The following is a 16408-nucleotide window of genomic DNA, read 5'->3' on the forward strand; positions in this document are numbered from 1 at the left end:
CGCTGAATGGGGCATCCAGCCGATGGGTCAGATTTTCGGCGGTCCGGGATAACCGCAGTGCGCCCAGGCTTCGGCGCGGTTGTACCAGGCCATCATCACCAACTGCAGCAGGGACGCATGGCCCATGCGCAGCAGGCTCAGGTAGCTGTTTTCCCAGCGTTCGAGAAAGGCGCGGATCTGGGTGTCGGTGGCATTTTCCCAACGGCCCCAGATACCGGTCAGCGGCCCGCGGGTGATGCCCATGGCGAGTACGTCGAACAGTTGCCGGGTCAGCTTGAGCATTTCCGGCGACAGGTGATTGAGGCCGTGGTCCAGGCTCGCCAGGGTCTGTTCGCTGGCGGCGGGCATTTTCTCGGCGCTGACGGCGCCTTCGAGCATCACCGGGATCAGGGCGCGCAAGAACGGCAGGTCATTGTCCTGCAACACGGCAAAACCGCGGGCCGGGTGGCCTGCGGAACAGCCGCTGAGGCTGGCGGCAAGCCCGGCGGTGCTGAGGAAGGCGCCGGCGCACAGGCCGATTTTCAGCAGGCTGCGGCGGCTCAGTTCGGGGGATTCGGACAGGCTTGGCATTCTTGTTATTCACCTGGGCAGTGGAAGATCAACGGACGAACAGTTTCTGGATCAGTTTCTGGATCGATTTGCCGTAAGGCGGATAGATCAGCCGTGTCGCGTTGAAGCGCTGCTTGGTCAGCACCCCCTTGGCCTTGCTGAAGGTCAGGAAACCTTCGTGGCCGTGGTAATGCCCCATGCCCGAGGGACCGATGCCGCCGAAGGGCAGGTCTTCCTGGGGGACATGGAGCAGGGTGTCGTTCAGGCAGACGCCGCCGGAATGGGTTTCATCGAGCACCCGTTGCTGTTCGGCCTTGTTGTAGCCGAAGTAGTAGAGCGCCAATGGACGAGGCCGGCGGTTGATGTAGGCAAAGGCTTCATCCAGGCCCTTGTAGGGCACGATGGGCAGCAGCGGGCCGAAGATCTCGTCCTGCATCAGCGTCATCTCATCGCTGACGTTCAGCAGCAGGCTGTGACCCATGCGCCGTTCCTGGCCCTGGTCGAACAGCGGAATCAGCAGCGCGCCCTTGCTGGTGGCGTCGCTGAGGTAGCCGTTGAGCCGGGCCAGTTGGCGGTCGTTGATAATGCTGGTGTAGTCCGGGTTGTCGATCAGTGTCGGATAGAACCCGCGCACGGCCTGGCGGTAGGCTTCGACGAAGGCGCCGACCCGATCTTCCGGTACCAGCACGTAGTCCGGTGCCACGCAGGTCTGGCCAGCGTTGAGGGTCTTGCCGAAGGCGATGCGTTCGGCGGCGTCCTTGAGGGGGACGTCCTGGGAGACGATGGCCGGCGACTTGCCGCCCAGTTCCAGGGTCACCGGGGTCAGGTTTTCCGCTGCTGCACGCATCACGTGCCGGCCGATGCTGGTGGCACCGGTGAACAGCAGGTGATCGAACGGCAGCCTGGAGAACGCCATGCCGATCTCGGCTTCGCCGAGCACCACGCACACCTGATCCTCCGGGAATACCCGGCCCAGCAGTTCCTTGAGCAGAAGGCCGGTGGCCGGGGTCGACTCGCTGAGCTTGAGCATCACCCGGTTGCCCGCCGCCAAGGCCCCCACCAGCGGGCCGATGCACAGGAACAGCGGGTAGTTCCAGGGCACGATCACCCCGACCACGCCCAGCGGCTGGTAGACGACCTTGGCCGAGGCCGGCTGGAAGGCCAGGCCGACGCGCCGACGTGACGGTTTCATCCAGCGCTTGAGGTGTTGGCGGGCGTGGTGGATGCCCTGCAGGCTGGGCATGAGTTCCCCCAGCAGAGTTTCATCGGCACTGCGGTTGCCGAAGTCCTGGCTGATGGCGTCGATCAGGGCCTGCCGTTCGTCACTGAGCATCCGCTGCAGGCTGGCGAGCCATTGGCGGCGTTGCTCGACGGGAGGCATGGGGTGAGCAGCGTAGGCCTGGCGTTGCGCTTGGAACAGGCGCTGGAGCTGGTCCAGTTGCGGCTGCAATTCCTGCAGGTAGGCGATTTCAGCGGACATGGCGCGCTCCTGGTGTGTGATTGTATTTTTCAAACAAGTGTTTAGAGTTTTTACTCCAAAAAGTCAACAAGCCGATCCTGCACTTTCTTGTAGCAGCTGAGAATCAGGGCGATTTATCCGCGGCCGGATAGGCCGTAAGATGCCCGGTACCGTCTTCTGGAAGTAAAGCTGAAGTCATGGCCTCTCGAATAAAAACCAGCGAGCGCATCGTCCAGAACAGCCTGGACCTGTTCAACCAGCAGGGCGAGCGCAGTGTCAGCACCAACCATATCGCGGCGCACATGGACATTTCGCCGGGTAATCTCTACTACCACTTCCCCAACAAGCAGGCGATCATCGCCGTGTTGTTCGCCGAGTACGAAGCCCTGGTCGACAGCTTCCTGCGCCCGCCCCAGGATCGCGCCGCGACCATCGACGACAAGCGTTTCTATCTCAAGGCGCTGCTGGCGGCGATGTGGCGTTATCGCTTCCTGCACCGCGATCTCGAACACCTGTTGGAGAGCGATGCCGAACTGGCCGCCCGTTACCGACGTTTTTCCCAGCGCTGCCTGATCCAGGCCCAGGCGATCTACGCCGGTTTTGTCGAGGCCGGCATCCTGGACATGGATGCGGTGCAGATCGAGTCGCTGACCCTCAATGCCTGGATCATCCTGACCTCCTGGGTGCGCTTCCTGAGCACCACCCGCGAGAATGCCCATCACCTGAGTGAAGAGTCGATCAAGCGTGGGGTCTATCAGGTGCTGGTGCTGGAGTCGGGTTTCGTCACCGCGCAGTCGCGGGTGGCGGTGGACAAGTTGCTCAATGAATTTTACGTGCCGTTGGCACAGGCCCTGGATGATGAGGTGTAGGAGCGAGCTTGCTCGCGATGGGCGTCAACGATAACGCGGGGTATCTGAAACCATGCGGTGCCCTTGAGCTCATCGCCAGCAAGCTGGCTCCTACAACTGTTTTTTATCCACTTTACTTAGGAGGAGTTCGCCATGTCCCTTGCGCAACTGATCAGCCCCCAACAACTGGCGCAATCCCTGGGCCGGCCCGGGTTGGTGATCCTGGATTGTCGTTTTGCCCTCGAAGACCCGGATTACGGACAGCGCAGCTATGCCCTGGGGCATATCGAAGGCGCACACCACGCCGATCTGGAGCGTGACCTGAGCGGTCCGGTGACCAAGGGCGTGACCGGTCGTCATCCGCTGCCGGCGCCGGCGGACTTGATCGAGCGCTTGCAGGCCTGGGGCATCAGTGCCGACAGCGAGGTCGTGCTCTATGACGACGGCCCCGGCATGTACGCCGCCCGCGCCTGGTGGCTGCTGGCCTGGTTGGGCAAGCGTGACGGGGTGTTCGTGCTCGATGGTGGGCTGAAAGCCTGGCATGCGGCCGGGCAGCCGCTGAGCCTGGATCCGCCGGACACGGGTCGTGGAACCTTTGACGGGACGCCGGACGCTTCGTTGCAGATCAGTGCCGAAGAGTTGCAGCAGCGCCTCGGACAGCCGTCGATGACCCTGCTGGACGCCCGGGCCTTGCCACGTTTTCGCGGTGAGGTGGAGCCGATCGATCCGGTGGCCGGACATATTCCCGGCGCGCAATGTGCGGCGTTCAACGAGAACCTGGACGCGGATGGACGGTTTCTACCCGCGGATCAGCTCAAGCAGCGTTTCGCCGCCAAGCTCGGGGATCGTTCTGCGCAGGAACTGGTGGCGTATTGCGGTTCTGGGGTAACGGCGTGTCACAACCTGTTTGCGCTGTGCCTGGCGGGGTATCCGCTGGGGACGCTGTATGCCGGTTCGTGGAGCGAGTGGATTACCGATCCGCAGCGCGGGATTGCCACCGGAGATTAAGCCTGGTGAGGTCCTGAATTGTGTAGGAGCCGGCTTGCTGGCGATGGCGTCGTGTGGGCGACGCAAGACTCCAGGGCCTCATCGCTGCGGTGCGGCGCCCCGACAAGCCAGCTCCGACAAGAGGGAATGGTTCAGATATCGGCCAGCCATTGCGGAATGCGTCTCTCCAGGTAGTAACCCGGTTTGCCCAGGGTGCCGTCGACGAACCCCACATGCCCGCCCTTTGCCTGCAACTCGAACTGGGTGTCCACCGCCAGCTCGCCCGGCTCCGGCAGGCTGTGGGGAAACACGAACGGGTCGTCCTTGGCCTGGATAATCAGCGTCGGAGTACGAATCGCGCCAAGGAAATAGCGGCTGGAGGCGCGGCGATAATAATCCTGCGCATCGGCAAAACCGTGCAACGGCGCGGTGACCCGGCCATCGAAATCCCAGAAGGTGCGCAGGCCCGTCAGCGGCCCCAGGTCGCTCAGGGTCGCCAGGCCCTCGAGCAGTCCGTCGTGCTGGAACCGGCGCTGCTTGTTCTTGATATAAGCGAGCATCTCGCGCATGAAGTGCGCCTGGTAGATCCGCGAAAAGCCCTGGCCGATGCGGTCGGCGCACTGGTCCAGGCGAAACGGTACCGACACCGCGACGGCGCCTTGCAGGCCGCTGTCCTGGCCACTTTCCCCCAGATGCTTGAGCAGCACGTTGCCGCCCAGGGAGTAGCCGACGGCATAGAGTGGCGCCAGCGGGCGCTGGGCCTTGAGGTGGGCGACAGTCGCCGCCAGGTCCTCGCTGGCACCGGAGTGATAACTGCGCGCCAGCAGATTGGGTTCCCCCGAACAGCCCCGCCAGTTCAGCGCCACGCTGGCCCAGCCCTGGTTACCCAGCGCCTGTTGCAGGCCGGCGACATAAGGCGAGTTCGATGAGCCGGTCAGCCCGTGCAGGACCAACACCAGCGGCGTCTCGGCGGCATGCGGGCCGTGCCAGTCGAGGTCGAGGAAATCGCCGTCGTCGAGCCACAGGCGTTCACGCTGGCGCTCGAGGTGGACGGTCTTGCGCCAGAGCGGTCCCCACAAGGTTTGCAGGTGTGGATTGCCCAAGCCCGGAGCGGGGGTGAAACGCGGGGGGAATGTCAGCACTGTCGTTCTCGTCGCTTCAGGTGCGTACGGCGGGTACGCACCTTTTTACAGGTCGCTTAACCATCGACCCCGGCACTGCGTTGCCATAATGCATAGTAGACCCGCCCGGACTTCTGCTCGCGATGCAGGCGCCAGTTGCCCGGCATGCCGAGGCCCGAGGGCGCGGCTTCGCTTTCGGTGTAGACCCAGGCGTCGTCGGCCAGCCACCGGCGCTCTTCCAGCAGGGCGCAGACCCCGGGCAGCAGGTTCTGGTTGAACGGTGGGTCAAGGAACACCAGGTCGAAGGCCGTGGCCGCCTGGGTCTCCAGGTAGCGCATGGCGTCGGCGGTCTGCACCTGGCCAACGCTGCAGCGCAGGGTGCCGAGGTGCTCGCGCAGGCTGGACACGGCCACGTTGCTGGCATCCAGCGCCTGGCCCATGGCCGCGCCACGGGACAGGGCCTCGAGGAACAGGGCGCCGCTGCCGGCGAACGGATCGAGCACCTTGGCCCCGGCGACGTAGGGCGCCAGCCAGTTGAACAGGGTTTCGCGCACGCGGTCCGGGGTCGGGCGCAGCCCCGGGACATCGGGGAAGCTCAGGCGCCGGCTGCGCCATTCGCCACCGATGATGCGCAGTTGATTCACGCCGTTATGCGGGTGAGCGGGTTTCTTGCTGGGACGCGATGGGCTGGCCATTAATGCTCCGGAACCCCGAGCGGCTGCTCGGTGGGTTTGTCAGTCGGCGGCGGCAGGGGCTTTTGCGGCACCGTGGGACCTGCGGTGACGACGATCATCCTGTCGACACTCAGGTGTTTGTTCATGGCGGCCTTGACCTGGTCGACGGTCAAGTCCTGGGTCTGTTGCACGAAATTTTCCAGGTAATCGAGCGGCAGGTCGTAGAAACCCATGACGCCCAACTGGCCGACGATGCTGCTGTTGCTCGCATTGGAGAGCGGGAAGCTGCCGGTCATTTCGCGCTTGGCGTCGTCGAGCTCCTTCTGGGTCGGACCGTTTTTCAGGTAGTCGGCGACCACGTCGTCCACCAGCTTGAGGGTCCCTTCGCTCATTTCGGCGCGGGTTTGCAGGTTGATCTGGAACGGGCCGCGGGCCTGCATCGGCGAGAAGCCCGAATAGACACCATAGGTCAGTCCGCGTTTTTCGCGTACTTCGCTCATCAGGCGGGTACCGAAGCCGCCACCGCCGAGGATCTGGTTGCCCAGGGAGAGGGCCGCGTAGTCCGGGTCGGTGCGGTCGATGCCTTGCTGGGCCATCAGGATGGTGGTCTGCTTGGACGGGAACTCGATATGCCCGAGGCTGGCTTTCGGTTCCTCCGGCTGGGCGATCTTCGGCAAGGCCGGGCCCTTGGGCAGGGCGGCGGAGACCTGGGCGGCGATGCCTTCGGCTTCATTGCGCGACAGGTCGCCGACCAGCGCGATCACCACGTTGCCGGCGGCGTAGGCCTTGGCATGGAAGGCGCGCAGCTGTTCGAGGGTGATCGGCGGGATGCTCTGGGCGGTGCCTTCGCTGGAGTGGGCATAAGGGTGATCGCCATACAGGCGCCTGGACAATTCCAGGCTCGCCAGCTTGCCGGGGTTCTGCTTCTGGTATTCGAAGCCGGCCAGCAACTGGTTCTTGATCCGCGCCAGGGAGTCGGCGGGGAAGGTCGGCTTGCCCACCACTTCGGCGAACAGCTTCAGCGCAGGCGTGCGCTTGTCCGGGGCGCTGAGGCTGCGCAGCGACGCAATGGCCATGTCCTTGTAGGAACCGTTGCCGAAGTCGGCCCCCAGTCCTTCGAAGCCCTGGGCGATGGCGCCGACGTCCTTGCCGGCCACGCCTTCGTTGAGCATGGCGTTGGTCAGCGCGGCCAGGCCGGCCGCCTTGCCGTCCTGGCTGCTGCCGGCGGCGAAGGTCAGGTTCAGGTTGAACATCGGCAGTTCATGGGCTTCGACGAACAGCACCTTGGCGCCTTCAGCGGTTTTCCAGGTCTGCACGTTCAAGGTGCGGTGTGCCGGGGCCTTGCTGTCCAGCTCTGCCAGCGATTGCAGCTTGTTGCCGGCCTTGGCCGCGTCCAGGGCCTGGCTGGCCTGGGAGTTGCGCGAATCGAACAGATAAAAGCCGATACCGCCTGCCGCCACGGCGAGGGTCAGGGCGAGCAAGGCGAAACGTGACCCCTTGGACTGACTCATTGGGCGTTCTCCTCGGGCAATACATGGGCGACGCTGAGACGCTCGCGAGTGAAATAGGTACGGGCGGCTTTCTGGATATCCTGCGGCGTGACGCTTTGCAGGTCGGACAGCTCGGTGTCCATCATTTTCCAGGACAGGCCGACGGTTTCCAGCATGCCGATGGCGCTGGCCTGGCTGGTGATGGAGTCGCGTTCGTAGACCAGGCCGGCAATCACCTGGGCGCGTACGCGCTCGAGCTCTTCGGCGCTCGGGGCCTGGGTCTTCAACTGGTCCAGCAGGCGCCAGAGGCCGGCCTCGGTGTCGGCCAGGGTCTTTTTCTTCTGGCTGTTGGGGGTGGCCGAGAGCTGGAACAGGGTGTCGCCACGGGTGTAGGCGTCGTAGCTCGACGAGCCGCCGGAGATCAGCTCTTCGCCGCGCTCCAGTTGCGACGGCAGGCGGGCGCTGTAGCCGCCGTCGAGCAGGGCGGCGATCAGCCGCAGGGCGTTGACCGAGCGCTTGTCTTCGGCGGTGGCGAAGCTCGGCACGTTGAAGGCGAGCATCAGGCTCGGCAACTGGGTCTTCACCTGCAGGGTGATCTGGCGTTCGCCCGGTTCGTCGAGTTCCCGGGGGATCTTCGCCGGCGGCGTGTCACGCCGGGGGATGGCGCCGAAATAGCGCTGGGCCAGGGTTTTGACTTCGTCCGGGGTGACGTCGCCCACCACCACCAGGGTGGCGTTGTTCGGCACATACCAGGACTGGTACCAGTGGCGCAGTTCCTCGACCTTCATTCGATCCAGGTCCGCCATCCAGCCGATCGTCGGCGTGTGGTAGCCACTGGCCGGGTAGGCCATCGCCTTGAAGCGCTCGAAGGCCTTGCCCATGGGCTTGTCGTCGGTGCGCAGGCGGCGCTCTTCCTTGATCACTTCGATTTCACGGCTGAACTCGTCGGCCGGCAGGCGCAGGCTGGCCATGCGGTCGGCCTCCAGTTCCAGGGCCACGCCCAGGCGGTCGCGGGCCAGGACCTGGTAATACGCCGTGTAGTCGTCGCTGGTGAAGGCGTTTTCCTCGGCGCCCAGGTCGCGCAGGATCAGCGAGGCCTCGCCCGGGCCGACCTTGGAGCTGCCCTTGAACATCATGTGTTCCAGGGCGTGGGACAAGCCGGTCTGGCCCGGAGTCTCGTAGCTCGAACCGACCTTGTACCAGATCTGCGAGACCACCACGGGAGCGCGGTGATCCTCGCGGACCACGACCTTCAGGCCGTTGTCGAGGGTGAATTCGTGGGTCGGTTGCGGGTCGGCGGCCCAGGCGGCCAGGGGCAGACACAGCGTGCTGAGCAACAGGCCAGCGGCACGGCGGGCTAGAGCATTCATTCGTTTTCAAACCTGTAGTACGGCCCGCGTGATCTTAGCGTCGGCAGGCGAGGAGGTGCTAGGATACTGCGTTGCGCGCGAACAATCTGGTCAAAAGGCAGTCTGTTACGCATCAGAATATTATTTGCCGAAGCGCCACCTTGGCGCGTCGCTACCGTGAGATAGCCGTCCTCCATGTTTGGTTCCAACGACGACAAGAAGACCCCAGCCCCGGCTGGCGAGAAAAAAAGCCTGTTCGGCTGGCTGCGCAAGAAACCGCAGGAAGCCGTCGTCGAACAGCCACAGCCGACCCCTGAGGCCGCGCCTGCGCCTGCGCCGGTGAGCGAGGCTTTGCCGGTCGCCGCCGAGCCGTTGCCGGTCAGCGCGCCGGTGCTTGAAACGCCAGCGACCGCGCCGGTGTCCCCGGTGCATGAGCCCTGGCCGAGCTTGCCGGTGGCCGAAGAGCCGGTTGCCCTGGTCGAGGATGTCCAGGCGCCTCATATCACCCCACCGATCCCGGCGCCCGTCGTTGCGCCTGTCGCTGAAGTGGCGGCGCCCGCGCCGTTCGTCGCCGAGCCGGTACAACCGCCGGTCATTGCGCCGATTGTCGAGACTCCAGCTCCAGCTCCAGCTCCAGCTCCAGCTCCCGCACCGGTCGTGGTATCTGTGGTTGTGCCGGCCCCGGTCGTCGTGGCCGAACCCGTGGCCGTCGAACCGGCCAAGCCAGCCCCTGAGGAAAACAAGGTCGGCTTCTTCGCCCGCCTCAAGCAGGGCCTGTCCAAGACCAGCGCCAGCATCGGCGAAGGCATGGCCAGCCTGTTCCTGGGCAAGAAGGCCATCGACGACGACCTGCTGGAAGAGCTTGAAACCCGCTTGCTGACCGCCGACGTGGGCGTCGAAGCGACTGCGGTGATCATCCAGAGCCTGACCCAGAAGGTCGCCCGCAAGCAACTGACCGACAGCGACGCGCTCTACGCCTCGCTGCAGGCCGAACTGGCGGCGATGCTCAAACCGGTGGAACAACCGCTGACCATCGCTTCGCAGCAGAAACCTTTCGTGATCCTGGTGGTGGGCGTCAATGGCGCCGGCAAGACCACCACCATCGGCAAGCTGGCGAAGAAGCTCCAGCTCGAAGGCAAGAAAGTCATGCTGGCGGCGGGCGATACCTTCCGCGCGGCGGCCGTGGAGCAACTGCAGGTGTGGGGCGAGCGCAACCAGATCCCGGTGATCGCCCAGCACACCGGTGCCGATTCGGCCTCGGTGATCTTCGACGCGGTCCAGGCGGCCAAGGCTCGCGGTATCGACGTGCTGATCGCCGACACCGCCGGGCGCCTGCACACCAAGGACAACCTGATGGAAGAGCTGAAGAAGGTCCGTCGGGTCATCGGCAAGCTCGATACCGAGGCACCCCACGAAGTGCTGCTGGTGCTCGACGCTGGTACTGGGCAGAACGCCATCAACCAGGCCAAGCAATTCAACCAGACGGTCCAACTGAGCGGCCTGGCCTTGACCAAGCTCGATGGAACCGCCAAGGGCGGGGTGATCTTTGCCCTGGCCAAGCAGTTTGGCCTGCCGATTCGCTACATCGGCGTCGGCGAAGGGATCGACGATCTGCGCACCTTCGAAGCCGAGCCCTTTGTCCAGGCCCTTTTCGCCGAGCGGGAGCGTTCATGATTCGTTTCGAACAGGTCGGTAAACGCTATCCGAACGGTCACGTCGGCTTGCATGAGCTGAGCTTTCGGGTGCGTCGTGGTGAATTCCTGTTCGTGACCGGGCATTCCGGCGCGGGCAAAAGTACCCTGTTGCGGCTGCTGCTGGCGATGGAACGTCCGACCACCGGCAAACTGCTGCTGGCCGGGCAGGACCTGGGCCAGATCAGCAACGCGCAGATCCCGTTCCTGCGCCGGCAGATCGGCGTGGTGTTCCAGAACCACCAGTTGCTGTTCGATCGCACGGTGTTCAACAACGTCGCCCTGCCGCTGCAGATCCTCGGCCTGTCCAAGGCCGAGATCGTCAAGCGCGTGGATTCGGCCCTGGAGCGCGTGGCGCTGTCGGACAAGACCGACCTCTATCCCGGCGACCTCTCCACCGGCCAGCAACAGCGGGTGGGCATTGCCCGCGCCATCGTCCACCGTCCGGCCCTGCTGCTGGCGGACGAGCCCACCGGTAACCTCGACCCGCGCCTGGCGGCGGAAATCATGGGCGTGTTCGAAGACATCAACCGCCTGGGCACCAGCGTGCTGATCGCCAGCCACGACCTGGCCCTGATCGCCCGCATGCGCCACCGCATGCTGACCCTGCAACGCGGCCGATTGATCGGCGACGGGGAGGCCGGCGTATGAGTGCGACCCGCAGCCCGAAAGTGGCCGAGCGCGTGGCCCCGAAAGCCTCCGACCCGCAACCGCCGAAGAAGAAACGCAACGAAGACGACGGTCCGGACTTCGGCACCCTGCTGCATGCCTGGATCGAGAGCCACCGCGCCAGCCTGGTGGACAGCCTGCGCCGCCTGGGCAAGCAGCCGATCGGCAGCTTCTTTACCTGCCTGGTGATGGCGGTGGCCCTGAGCCTGCCCATGGGCTTGTCGCTGCTGCTGAGCAACGTCGAGCGGTTGGGCGGCTCCTGGCAGCGCGCGGCGCAGATTTCCCTGTACCTGCAACTGGATGCCAGCCCGACCGAAGGCGAGCACCTCAGCGAGCAGATCAAGGCCATGCCCGGCGTGGCGGATGCCGAGTTCATCAGCAAGGAAAAGGCCCTGGACGAGTTCCAGCAACAGTCGGGCCTGGGCGAAGCGCTCAAGGAGTTGCCGCAGAACCCCTTGCCGGGGGTGGTGCTGGTGACGCCGAACGAAGTCGACAAGCCGACCCTGGAGGCATTGCGCCAGCGCCTGGCCGAGTTGCCCAAGGTGCAACAGGCGCAACTGGACCTGGTGTGGGTCGAGCGCCTGGCGGCGATTCTTAAGCTGGGCGACCGGTTCGTCTTCGGCCTGACGGTGTTGCTGGTGTCTGCATTACTTTTGGTGATAGGCAATACCATTCGTCTTCATATTGAAAACCGCCGCACCGAGATCGAAGTGATTAAACTGGTCGGCGGCACTGATAGCTATGTGCGTAGGCCTTTTCTCTACATGGGCGCGCTTTATGGTTTTGGTGCCGGGTTTTTGTCCTGGGGCGTGCTGGCTTATGGCCTTAACTGGCTGAATGACGCGGTGGTTGGGCTGGCCGGTCTCTACGGCAGCGATTTTGCCCTGGCCGGCGTACCGGTGGCCGATGGTCTGTCCCTGTTGCTTGGGGCGGTGCTCTTGGGGTATATCGGTGCTTGGATTGCGGTCGCACGGCATTTACGCGAGCTGGCGCCGAAGTAGTTAATGTCAGATTAATGTGGTTTCGCTTGTATTGGCCGTGTCAGTGGTTTAGGGAACTTGTCCTGCGGTTCCCGGTCAATTTTCGCAGTGCATCACTGCACGAGTTATGTGAGTCGGAGGTTTTTTCGTATGACCACTTCTTTGCAACCTGCTTACGCGTTGGTCCCGGGTGCGAACCTGGAGGCCTACGTGAACACGGTGAACAGCATTCCCTTGCTGACGCCGGAGCAGGAGCGTGAACTGGCCGAGAGTCTCTACTATGAGCAGGATCTGGAGGCGGCTCGGCAGATGGTGCTTGCCCACCTGCGGTTTGTCGTCCATATCGCCCGTAGCTATTCCGGCTACGGTCTGGCCCAGGCTGACCTGATCCAGGAAGGCAACGTCGGCCTGATGAAGGCCGTGAAGCGCTTCAACCCGGAAATGGGCGTGCGCCTGGTGTCGTTCGCCGTGCACTGGATCAAGGCGGAAATCCACGAATTCATCCTGCGCAACTGGCGCATTGTGAAGGTGGCGACCACCAAGGCCCAGCGCAAGCTGTTCTTCAACCTGCGCAGCCAGAAGAAGCGTCTGGCCTGGCTGAACAACGAGGAAGTCCACCGCGTGGCGGAAAGCCTGGGTGTGGAGCCGCGTGAAGTGCGCGAGATGGAAAGCCGGCTGACCGGCCAGGACATGGCCTTCGACCCGGCGGCGGAAGCCGACGACGACAGCGCGTTCCAGTCTCCGGCCAACTACCTGGAAGACCACCGGTATGACCCGGCGCGTCAGCTGGAAGATGCCGATTGGAGCGAAAACTCCAACAGCAATCTGCATGAAGCCCTGGAAGTGCTGGACGAGCGCAGCCGTGACATTCTCTACCAGCGCTGGCTGGCGGAGGAGAAGGCCACGCTGCACGACCTGGCGCAGAAGTACAATGTTTCGGCCGAGCGTATTCGCCAGCTGGAAAAGAGTGCGATGAACAAGCTGAAGCTGTCGATTGCCGCTTAAGTGCTGACGCAATGAAAAACGCCCCGATCTGATCGGGGCGTTTTTGTTTCAGATCACAGCGCCCAAGGCGCCCTGCGCGAGCTGTTCAGCCCCACCAGGTATTCATCCCCGCCCAGCTGGTTCATCTGCTGGCGAATCCAGCCCGCCCGGCGCGCCACATAGGTGTTCGGATGGCTGGCGCTCCACTCCCGCGGATTGGGCAGTACGGCCGCCAGCAAACTGGCCTGCTGGCGCGACAGGGCCGCCGCGCTTACGCCGAAGTGGTGTCGCGCCGCCGCTTCCGCGCCGAACACGCCGTCGTCCCACTCGACACTGTTCAGGTACACCTCGAGAATCCGCTGCTTGGGCCAGGTCAGTTCGATCAGCGCGGTAAACCAGGCCTCCAGCCCCTTGCGGAAATAACTGCGGCCCGACCACAGAAACAGGTTCTTCGACACCTGCTGGCTCAAGGTGCTGGCGCCGCGAATCGAACCGCCGCGCTCGTTGTGCTCGAAGGCGGCCTGGATCGCATCGAAGTCGAAGCCCCAGTGTTCAGGGAATTTCTGGTCCTCGCCGGCCATCACCGCGACTTTCAGCTCGTCGGAGATCTCGTTCCACGGGCGCCAGCTGCGTTGCAGGTCGATGGGCTGGCCATCGGTCCACGACTCGATCTTGCGTTCGACCATCAGCGCGGTCCCGGGCGGCGGTACCCAACGAAACAGCAGCACCAGCAGCACACTGCCGATGGCGAACCATTTCAGGACGGTGATGAGGCGGCGAAACAGGAATTGCAACATAGAGATGGCTTGGCCGGGGCGTGGGAGCGGGCCATTATACAGACCCTGTGCCCCCTGGATGGAGTTCGTCATGTTGCGTGGTTTTTTGCTGCTGGCCGCCTTTTTCGGTTTTACCGGCGTGGCCCTGGGCGCCTTTGCCGCCCATGGCCTGAAAGACCGCCTGAGCGCGGAGTACCTGGCAATCTTCCACACCGGCGTGACCTATCAACTGGTGCATGCCTTGGCGCTGTTCGGTGTCGCGCTGCTGGCGGCGCATATTCCGGGGCGCCTGGTCACCTGGGCCGGCGTGTCCTTCGCCGTCGGGATTATGCTGTTCTCCGGCAGCCTGTATCTGTTGACCCTCACCGGCATCGGCAAGCTGGGCATCATCACCCCGTTTGGCGGCCTGGGCTTCCTGGTCGGCTGGTTCTGCCTCGGTCTGGCCGCCTGGCGCCTGCAAGCGGCGGCGTGAGCTGACCCTCAGGTCGACGAATGGCTTGGGTCGCCCGGACTGATCGGGCTAGAATGCTGGCCCCTAAAAATGATGGCAGCCCGGCGCATGCGCATTCAATTGAACGGCGAATCCTTTGAACTGCCCGATGGCGAGACCGTCGCGGCGTTGCTGGCCCGGCTCGACCTGGTCGGGCGGCGGGTGGCGGTGGAGCTGAACCTGGATATCGTTCCGCGCAGCCAACATGGCGAAACCGCCCTGCGTGAAGGCGATCAGGTCGAAGTGGTACACGCTATCGGTGGTGGTTGATCCCGCCCGCGGTCCCACGCCCTGATTCCCCCTGCAAGCCCTCAACCTTTCAAGAGGATTTCCGAATGAGCACTGTTCGCAGCGACAAGCCCTTCGTGCTGGCCGGCCGTACCTATCAGTCCCGCCTGTTGGTGGGCACCGGCAAATACCGTGACATGGAAGAAACCCGCCTGGCCATCGAAGCCTCGGGTGCCGAGATCGTCACCGTGGCCGTGCGTCGGACCAATCTCGGCCAGAACCCGGGTGAACCGAACCTGCTGGATATCCTGCCGCCGGATCGCTACACCATCCTGCCGAACACCGCCGGTTGCTACGACGCCATCGAGGCCGTGCGCACCTGCCGCCTGGCCCGTGAGCTGCTGGACGGCCACAACCTGGTGAAGCTGGAAGTCCTGGCCGACCAGAAAACCCTGTTCCCCAACGTGATCGAAACCCTCAAGGCCGCCGAAGTGCTGGTCAAGGAAGGCTTCGACGTGATGGTCTACACCAGCGATGACCCGATCATCGCCCGGCAACTGGCGGAAATCGGCTGCATCGCGGTCATGCCGCTGGCCGGCCTGATCGGCACCGGCCTGGGGATCTGCAACCCGTACAACCTGCAGATCATCCTCGAAGAAGCGAAGATCCCCGTGCTGGTGGACGCCGGTGTCGGTACCGCGTCCGATGCCACCATCGCCATGGAACTGGGTTGCGAAGCGGTGCTGATGAACTCGGCCATCGCCCACGCCCAGCAACCGATCCTGATGGCCGAAGCCATGAAACACGCCATCGTTGCCGGTCGCCTGGCCTACCTCGCCGGGCGCATGCCGAAAAAACTCTATGCCAGCGCTTCCTCGCCGCTGGATGGTCTGATCAAGTAAGAGCCTTTGATGACTGAATCGAACGACACGCCAATCCAGACGGAAGAAGGCGAAGAGCGCCAACACCGCCGTATCAAGAGTTTCGTGATGCGCGCCGGGCGCATGACCGAAGGCCAGCAGAAGGGCCTGGAGCAGGGCACGCCGCTGTTCGTCCTGCCGTTGGCCGATGCGCCGGTGGACTTTGACCAGGTGTTTGGCCGTTCCGCGCCGCGCTCGTTGGAAATCGGCTTCGGCATGGGTCATTCCCTGCTGGAGATGGCGGCGGCCGCGCCGGAGCAGGACTTTATCGGTGTCGAAGTGCACCGCCCGGGTGTCGGTGCTCTGCTCAATGGCGTGCTGACCCAGGGTCTGAAAAACCTGCGGGTCTACGACTGCGACGCCATTGAAGTGCTCAACCGCTGCGTGGCGGACAACAGCCTGGATCGGTTGATGCTGTTTTTCCCGGATCCTTGGCACAAGAGCCGCCATCACAAGCGGCGTATCGTCCAGGCGTCCTTTGCCGAGCTGGTGCGCAGCAAGCTGAAGGTCGGCGGGATCCTGCACATGGCCACCGACTGGGAGCCGTATGCCGAATACATGCTGGAGGTGATGAACGTCGCGCCGGGTTACCGCAACCTGGCGGAAGACGGCAAGTGCGTGCCGCGTCCGGCCGAACGCCCGATCACCAAGTTCGAACGCCGCGGCGAGCGGCTGGGGCATGGGGTCTGGGACTTGAAGTTCGAGAAGCTGGCCTGAGGCCTGTGGCGGTGAGGTGAACCCACTCACACCGCAACCCCTGTAGGAGCCGGCTTGCCGGCGATGACGTCCGCAAGATCGATGCAAGACTTGCTGGCCTCATCGCCGGCAAGCCGGCTCCTACATTGACCGCGTTAACCTTCTGAGTCAGCGCCGATCCGCAACAACCCCAATCAACACCAGCACCACCAACAGCACGGGCGCCAGGCTGTAGTTGTTGAACTGGCTCAAGCCCCGCACCACCCAGGGTGTCGCATAGATCAACGCCGCGCCGCTGCCGATCATGCACAGCAGGGCCAGCAGCGGTACGCGCAAGGCGCCGGCGATGCTGCCCAGGCGTTGATCGATCCAACCCTTGATATCCGCGCCAAACAGCACCAGTAGGCAGCCCACCAGCGCCAGGGCGATTTCCGACAGATTGCTGCGGCTCCAGCGTGACACCGTGGCGAGCAGGTCGAGTACCAGGTCCATGGGGT

At 64.0% G+C, this 16408-nt stretch carries 18 protein-coding genes; 10 read left to right on the forward strand and 8 right to left on the reverse strand.

The genetic code is table 11. The features are described from left to right. Positions 1-27 precede the first annotated feature (27 nt). On the reverse strand, positions 28-570 hold the full coding sequence (locus NUH87_RS18965; RefSeq protein WP_338522262.1) for a twin-arginine translocation pathway signal protein: 543 nt from the start codon (positions 568-570) through the stop codon (positions 28-30). 28 nt (positions 571-598) lie between these two features. Beyond that, the gene (locus NUH87_RS18970) at positions 599-2029 is read right to left on the reverse strand and encodes a coniferyl aldehyde dehydrogenase (protein ID WP_040071507.1); all 1431 of its coding nucleotides are present in this window, start codon (positions 2027-2029) and stop codon (positions 599-601) included. 176 nt (positions 2030-2205) lie between these two features. On the opposite strand from NUH87_RS18970, the gene NUH87_RS18975 reads away from it, so the two are divergent. Both NUH87_RS18975 and NUH87_RS18980 read left to right on the forward strand, forming a co-directional pair. Next, the gene (locus tag NUH87_RS18975) at positions 2206-2877 is read left to right on the forward strand and encodes a TetR/AcrR family transcriptional regulator (RefSeq protein ID WP_338522263.1); all 672 of its coding nucleotides are present in this window, start codon (positions 2206-2208) and stop codon (positions 2875-2877) included. 132 nt (positions 2878-3009) lie between these two features. Next, positions 3010-3864: a sulfurtransferase gene (locus NUH87_RS18980; protein WP_338522264.1), complete on the forward strand. Its 855-nt coding sequence runs from the start codon at positions 3010-3012 to the stop codon at positions 3862-3864. 131 nt (positions 3865-3995) lie between these two features. Here the strand turns inward: NUH87_RS18980 and NUH87_RS18985 are convergent, their stop codons facing one another. From NUH87_RS18985 to NUH87_RS19000, 4 genes are read right to left on the reverse strand one after another with little or no spacing between them, the layout of a single operon-like run. Next, positions 3996-4982, reverse strand: a complete 987-nt coding sequence (locus NUH87_RS18985; protein ID WP_338526866.1) for a hydrolase — start codon at positions 4980-4982, stop codon at positions 3996-3998. A 59-nt stretch (positions 4983-5041) separates the two neighbouring features. Beyond that, a complete protein-coding gene (gene rsmD / locus NUH87_RS18990) occupies positions 5042-5659 on the reverse strand; it encodes a 16S rRNA (guanine(966)-N(2))-methyltransferase RsmD (protein ID WP_338522265.1) in 618 nt (205 codons plus the stop codon). Beyond that, positions 5659-7149 (reverse strand): pitrilysin family protein, encoded by a 1491-nt coding sequence (locus NUH87_RS18995; RefSeq protein ID WP_338522266.1) that lies wholly within the window; start codon positions 7147-7149, stop codon positions 5659-5661. Before NUH87_RS18995 ends, rsmD begins: the two co-directional genes overlap by 1 nt. Beyond that, positions 7146-8498, reverse strand: coding sequence for a pitrilysin family protein (locus tag NUH87_RS19000; RefSeq protein WP_338522267.1), 1353 nt, complete (start codon positions 8496-8498; stop codon positions 7146-7148). The genes NUH87_RS18995 and NUH87_RS19000 overlap by 4 nt, the downstream gene beginning before the upstream one ends. A 174-nt stretch (positions 8499-8672) precedes the next feature. Between NUH87_RS19000 and ftsY the strand changes: the two genes are divergently transcribed. The 4 genes from ftsY to rpoH all read left to right on the forward strand — a co-directional run bounded on the left by ftsY (position 8673) and on the right by rpoH (position 12822). Further along, positions 8673-10151 (forward strand): signal recognition particle-docking protein FtsY, encoded by a 1479-nt coding sequence (gene ftsY, locus NUH87_RS19005; RefSeq protein WP_338522268.1) that lies wholly within the window; start codon positions 8673-8675, stop codon positions 10149-10151. Continuing rightward, positions 10148-10819, forward strand: coding sequence for a cell division ATP-binding protein FtsE (gene ftsE / locus NUH87_RS19010; protein WP_040071500.1), 672 nt, complete (start codon positions 10148-10150; stop codon positions 10817-10819). The genes ftsY and ftsE overlap by 4 nt, the downstream gene beginning before the upstream one ends. Next, a complete protein-coding gene (gene ftsX / locus NUH87_RS19015; protein WP_040071499.1) occupies positions 10816-11838 on the forward strand; it encodes a permease-like cell division protein FtsX in 1023 nt (340 codons plus the stop codon). Before ftsE ends, ftsX begins: the two co-directional genes overlap by 4 nt. 129 nt (positions 11839-11967) lie before the next feature. Continuing rightward, positions 11968-12822 carry an RNA polymerase sigma factor RpoH gene (gene rpoH, locus NUH87_RS19020; RefSeq protein WP_040071498.1) on the forward strand — a complete coding sequence of 285 codons (855 nt, stop codon included), beginning with the start codon at positions 11968-11970 and terminating at the stop codon, positions 12820-12822. 53 nt (positions 12823-12875) lie between these two features. On the opposite strand, the gene mtgA is transcribed toward rpoH, so the two are convergent. Next, positions 12876-13598: a monofunctional biosynthetic peptidoglycan transglycosylase gene (gene mtgA, locus NUH87_RS19025; protein ID WP_338522269.1), complete on the reverse strand. Its 723-nt coding sequence runs from the start codon at positions 13596-13598 to the stop codon at positions 12876-12878. Between the two features lie 70 nt (positions 13599-13668). Between mtgA and NUH87_RS19030 the strand changes: the two genes are divergently transcribed. The 4 genes from NUH87_RS19030 to trmB all read left to right on the forward strand — a co-directional run bounded on the left by NUH87_RS19030 (position 13669) and on the right by trmB (position 15932). Beyond that, complete coding sequence (locus tag NUH87_RS19030) at positions 13669-14049, forward strand: DUF423 domain-containing protein (RefSeq protein ID WP_040071496.1); 381 nt, start codon at positions 13669-13671, stop codon at positions 14047-14049. An 87-nt stretch (positions 14050-14136) separates the two neighbouring features. After that, the gene (gene thiS / locus NUH87_RS19035; RefSeq protein ID WP_040071495.1) at positions 14137-14337 is read left to right on the forward strand and encodes a sulfur carrier protein ThiS; all 201 of its coding nucleotides are present in this window, start codon (positions 14137-14139) and stop codon (positions 14335-14337) included. A 65-nt stretch (positions 14338-14402) separates the two neighbouring features. After that, a complete protein-coding gene (locus NUH87_RS19040; protein WP_100944605.1) occupies positions 14403-15197 on the forward strand; it encodes a thiazole synthase in 795 nt (264 codons plus the stop codon). Between the two features lie 9 nt (positions 15198-15206). Continuing rightward, a complete protein-coding gene (gene trmB, locus NUH87_RS19045; RefSeq protein ID WP_338522270.1) occupies positions 15207-15932 on the forward strand; it encodes a tRNA (guanosine(46)-N7)-methyltransferase TrmB in 726 nt (241 codons plus the stop codon). 147 nt (positions 15933-16079) lie between these two features. On the opposite strand, the gene NUH87_RS19050 is transcribed toward trmB, so the two are convergent. Then, on the reverse strand, positions 16080-16403 hold the full coding sequence (locus NUH87_RS19050) for a DUF3392 domain-containing protein (RefSeq protein ID WP_060781995.1): 324 nt from the start codon (positions 16401-16403) through the stop codon (positions 16080-16082). Positions 16404-16408 lie beyond the last annotated feature (5 nt).

It is taken from the genome of Pseudomonas batumici (assembly GCF_036585405.1).
GTDB lineage: Bacteria > Pseudomonadota > Gammaproteobacteria > Pseudomonadales > Pseudomonadaceae > Aquipseudomonas > Aquipseudomonas batumici.

Coding starts and splice junctions, on each gene's coding strand:
- NUH87_RS18965 (WP_338522262.1), bottom strand. CDS start 570: ATGCCAAGCCTGTCCGAATCCCCCGAACTGAGCCGCCGCAGCCTGCTG.
- NUH87_RS18970 (WP_040071507.1), bottom strand. CDS start 2,029: ATGTCCGCTGAAATCGCCTACCTGCAGGAATTGCAGCCGCAACTGGAC.
- NUH87_RS18975 (WP_338522263.1), top strand. CDS start 2,206: ATGGCCTCTCGAATAAAAACCAGCGAGCGCATCGTCCAGAACAGCCTG.
- NUH87_RS18980 (WP_338522264.1), top strand. CDS start 3,010: ATGTCCCTTGCGCAACTGATCAGCCCCCAACAACTGGCGCAATCCCTG.
- rsmD (WP_338522265.1), bottom strand. CDS start 5,659: ATGGCCAGCCCATCGCGTCCCAGCAAGAAACCCGCTCACCCGCATAAC.
- NUH87_RS18995 (WP_338522266.1), bottom strand. CDS start 7,149: ATGAGTCAGTCCAAGGGGTCACGTTTCGCCTTGCTCGCCCTGACCCTC.
- NUH87_RS19000 (WP_338522267.1), bottom strand. CDS start 8,498: ATGAATGCTCTAGCCCGCCGTGCCGCTGGCCTGTTGCTCAGCACGCTG.
- ftsY (WP_338522268.1), top strand. CDS start 8,673: ATGTTTGGTTCCAACGACGACAAGAAGACCCCAGCCCCGGCTGGCGAG.
- ftsE (WP_040071500.1), top strand. CDS start 10,148: ATGATTCGTTTCGAACAGGTCGGTAAACGCTATCCGAACGGTCACGTC.
- ftsX (WP_040071499.1), top strand. CDS start 10,816: ATGAGTGCGACCCGCAGCCCGAAAGTGGCCGAGCGCGTGGCCCCGAAA.
- rpoH (WP_040071498.1), top strand. CDS start 11,968: ATGACCACTTCTTTGCAACCTGCTTACGCGTTGGTCCCGGGTGCGAAC.
- mtgA (WP_338522269.1), bottom strand. CDS start 13,598: ATGTTGCAATTCCTGTTTCGCCGCCTCATCACCGTCCTGAAATGGTTC.
- NUH87_RS19030 (WP_040071496.1), top strand. CDS start 13,669: ATGTTGCGTGGTTTTTTGCTGCTGGCCGCCTTTTTCGGTTTTACCGGC.
- thiS (WP_040071495.1), top strand. CDS start 14,137: ATGCGCATTCAATTGAACGGCGAATCCTTTGAACTGCCCGATGGCGAG.
- NUH87_RS19040 (WP_100944605.1), top strand. CDS start 14,403: ATGAGCACTGTTCGCAGCGACAAGCCCTTCGTGCTGGCCGGCCGTACC.
- trmB (WP_338522270.1), top strand. CDS start 15,207: ATGACTGAATCGAACGACACGCCAATCCAGACGGAAGAAGGCGAAGAG.
- NUH87_RS19050 (WP_060781995.1), bottom strand. CDS start 16,403: ATGGACCTGGTACTCGACCTGCTCGCCACGGTGTCACGCTGGAGCCGC.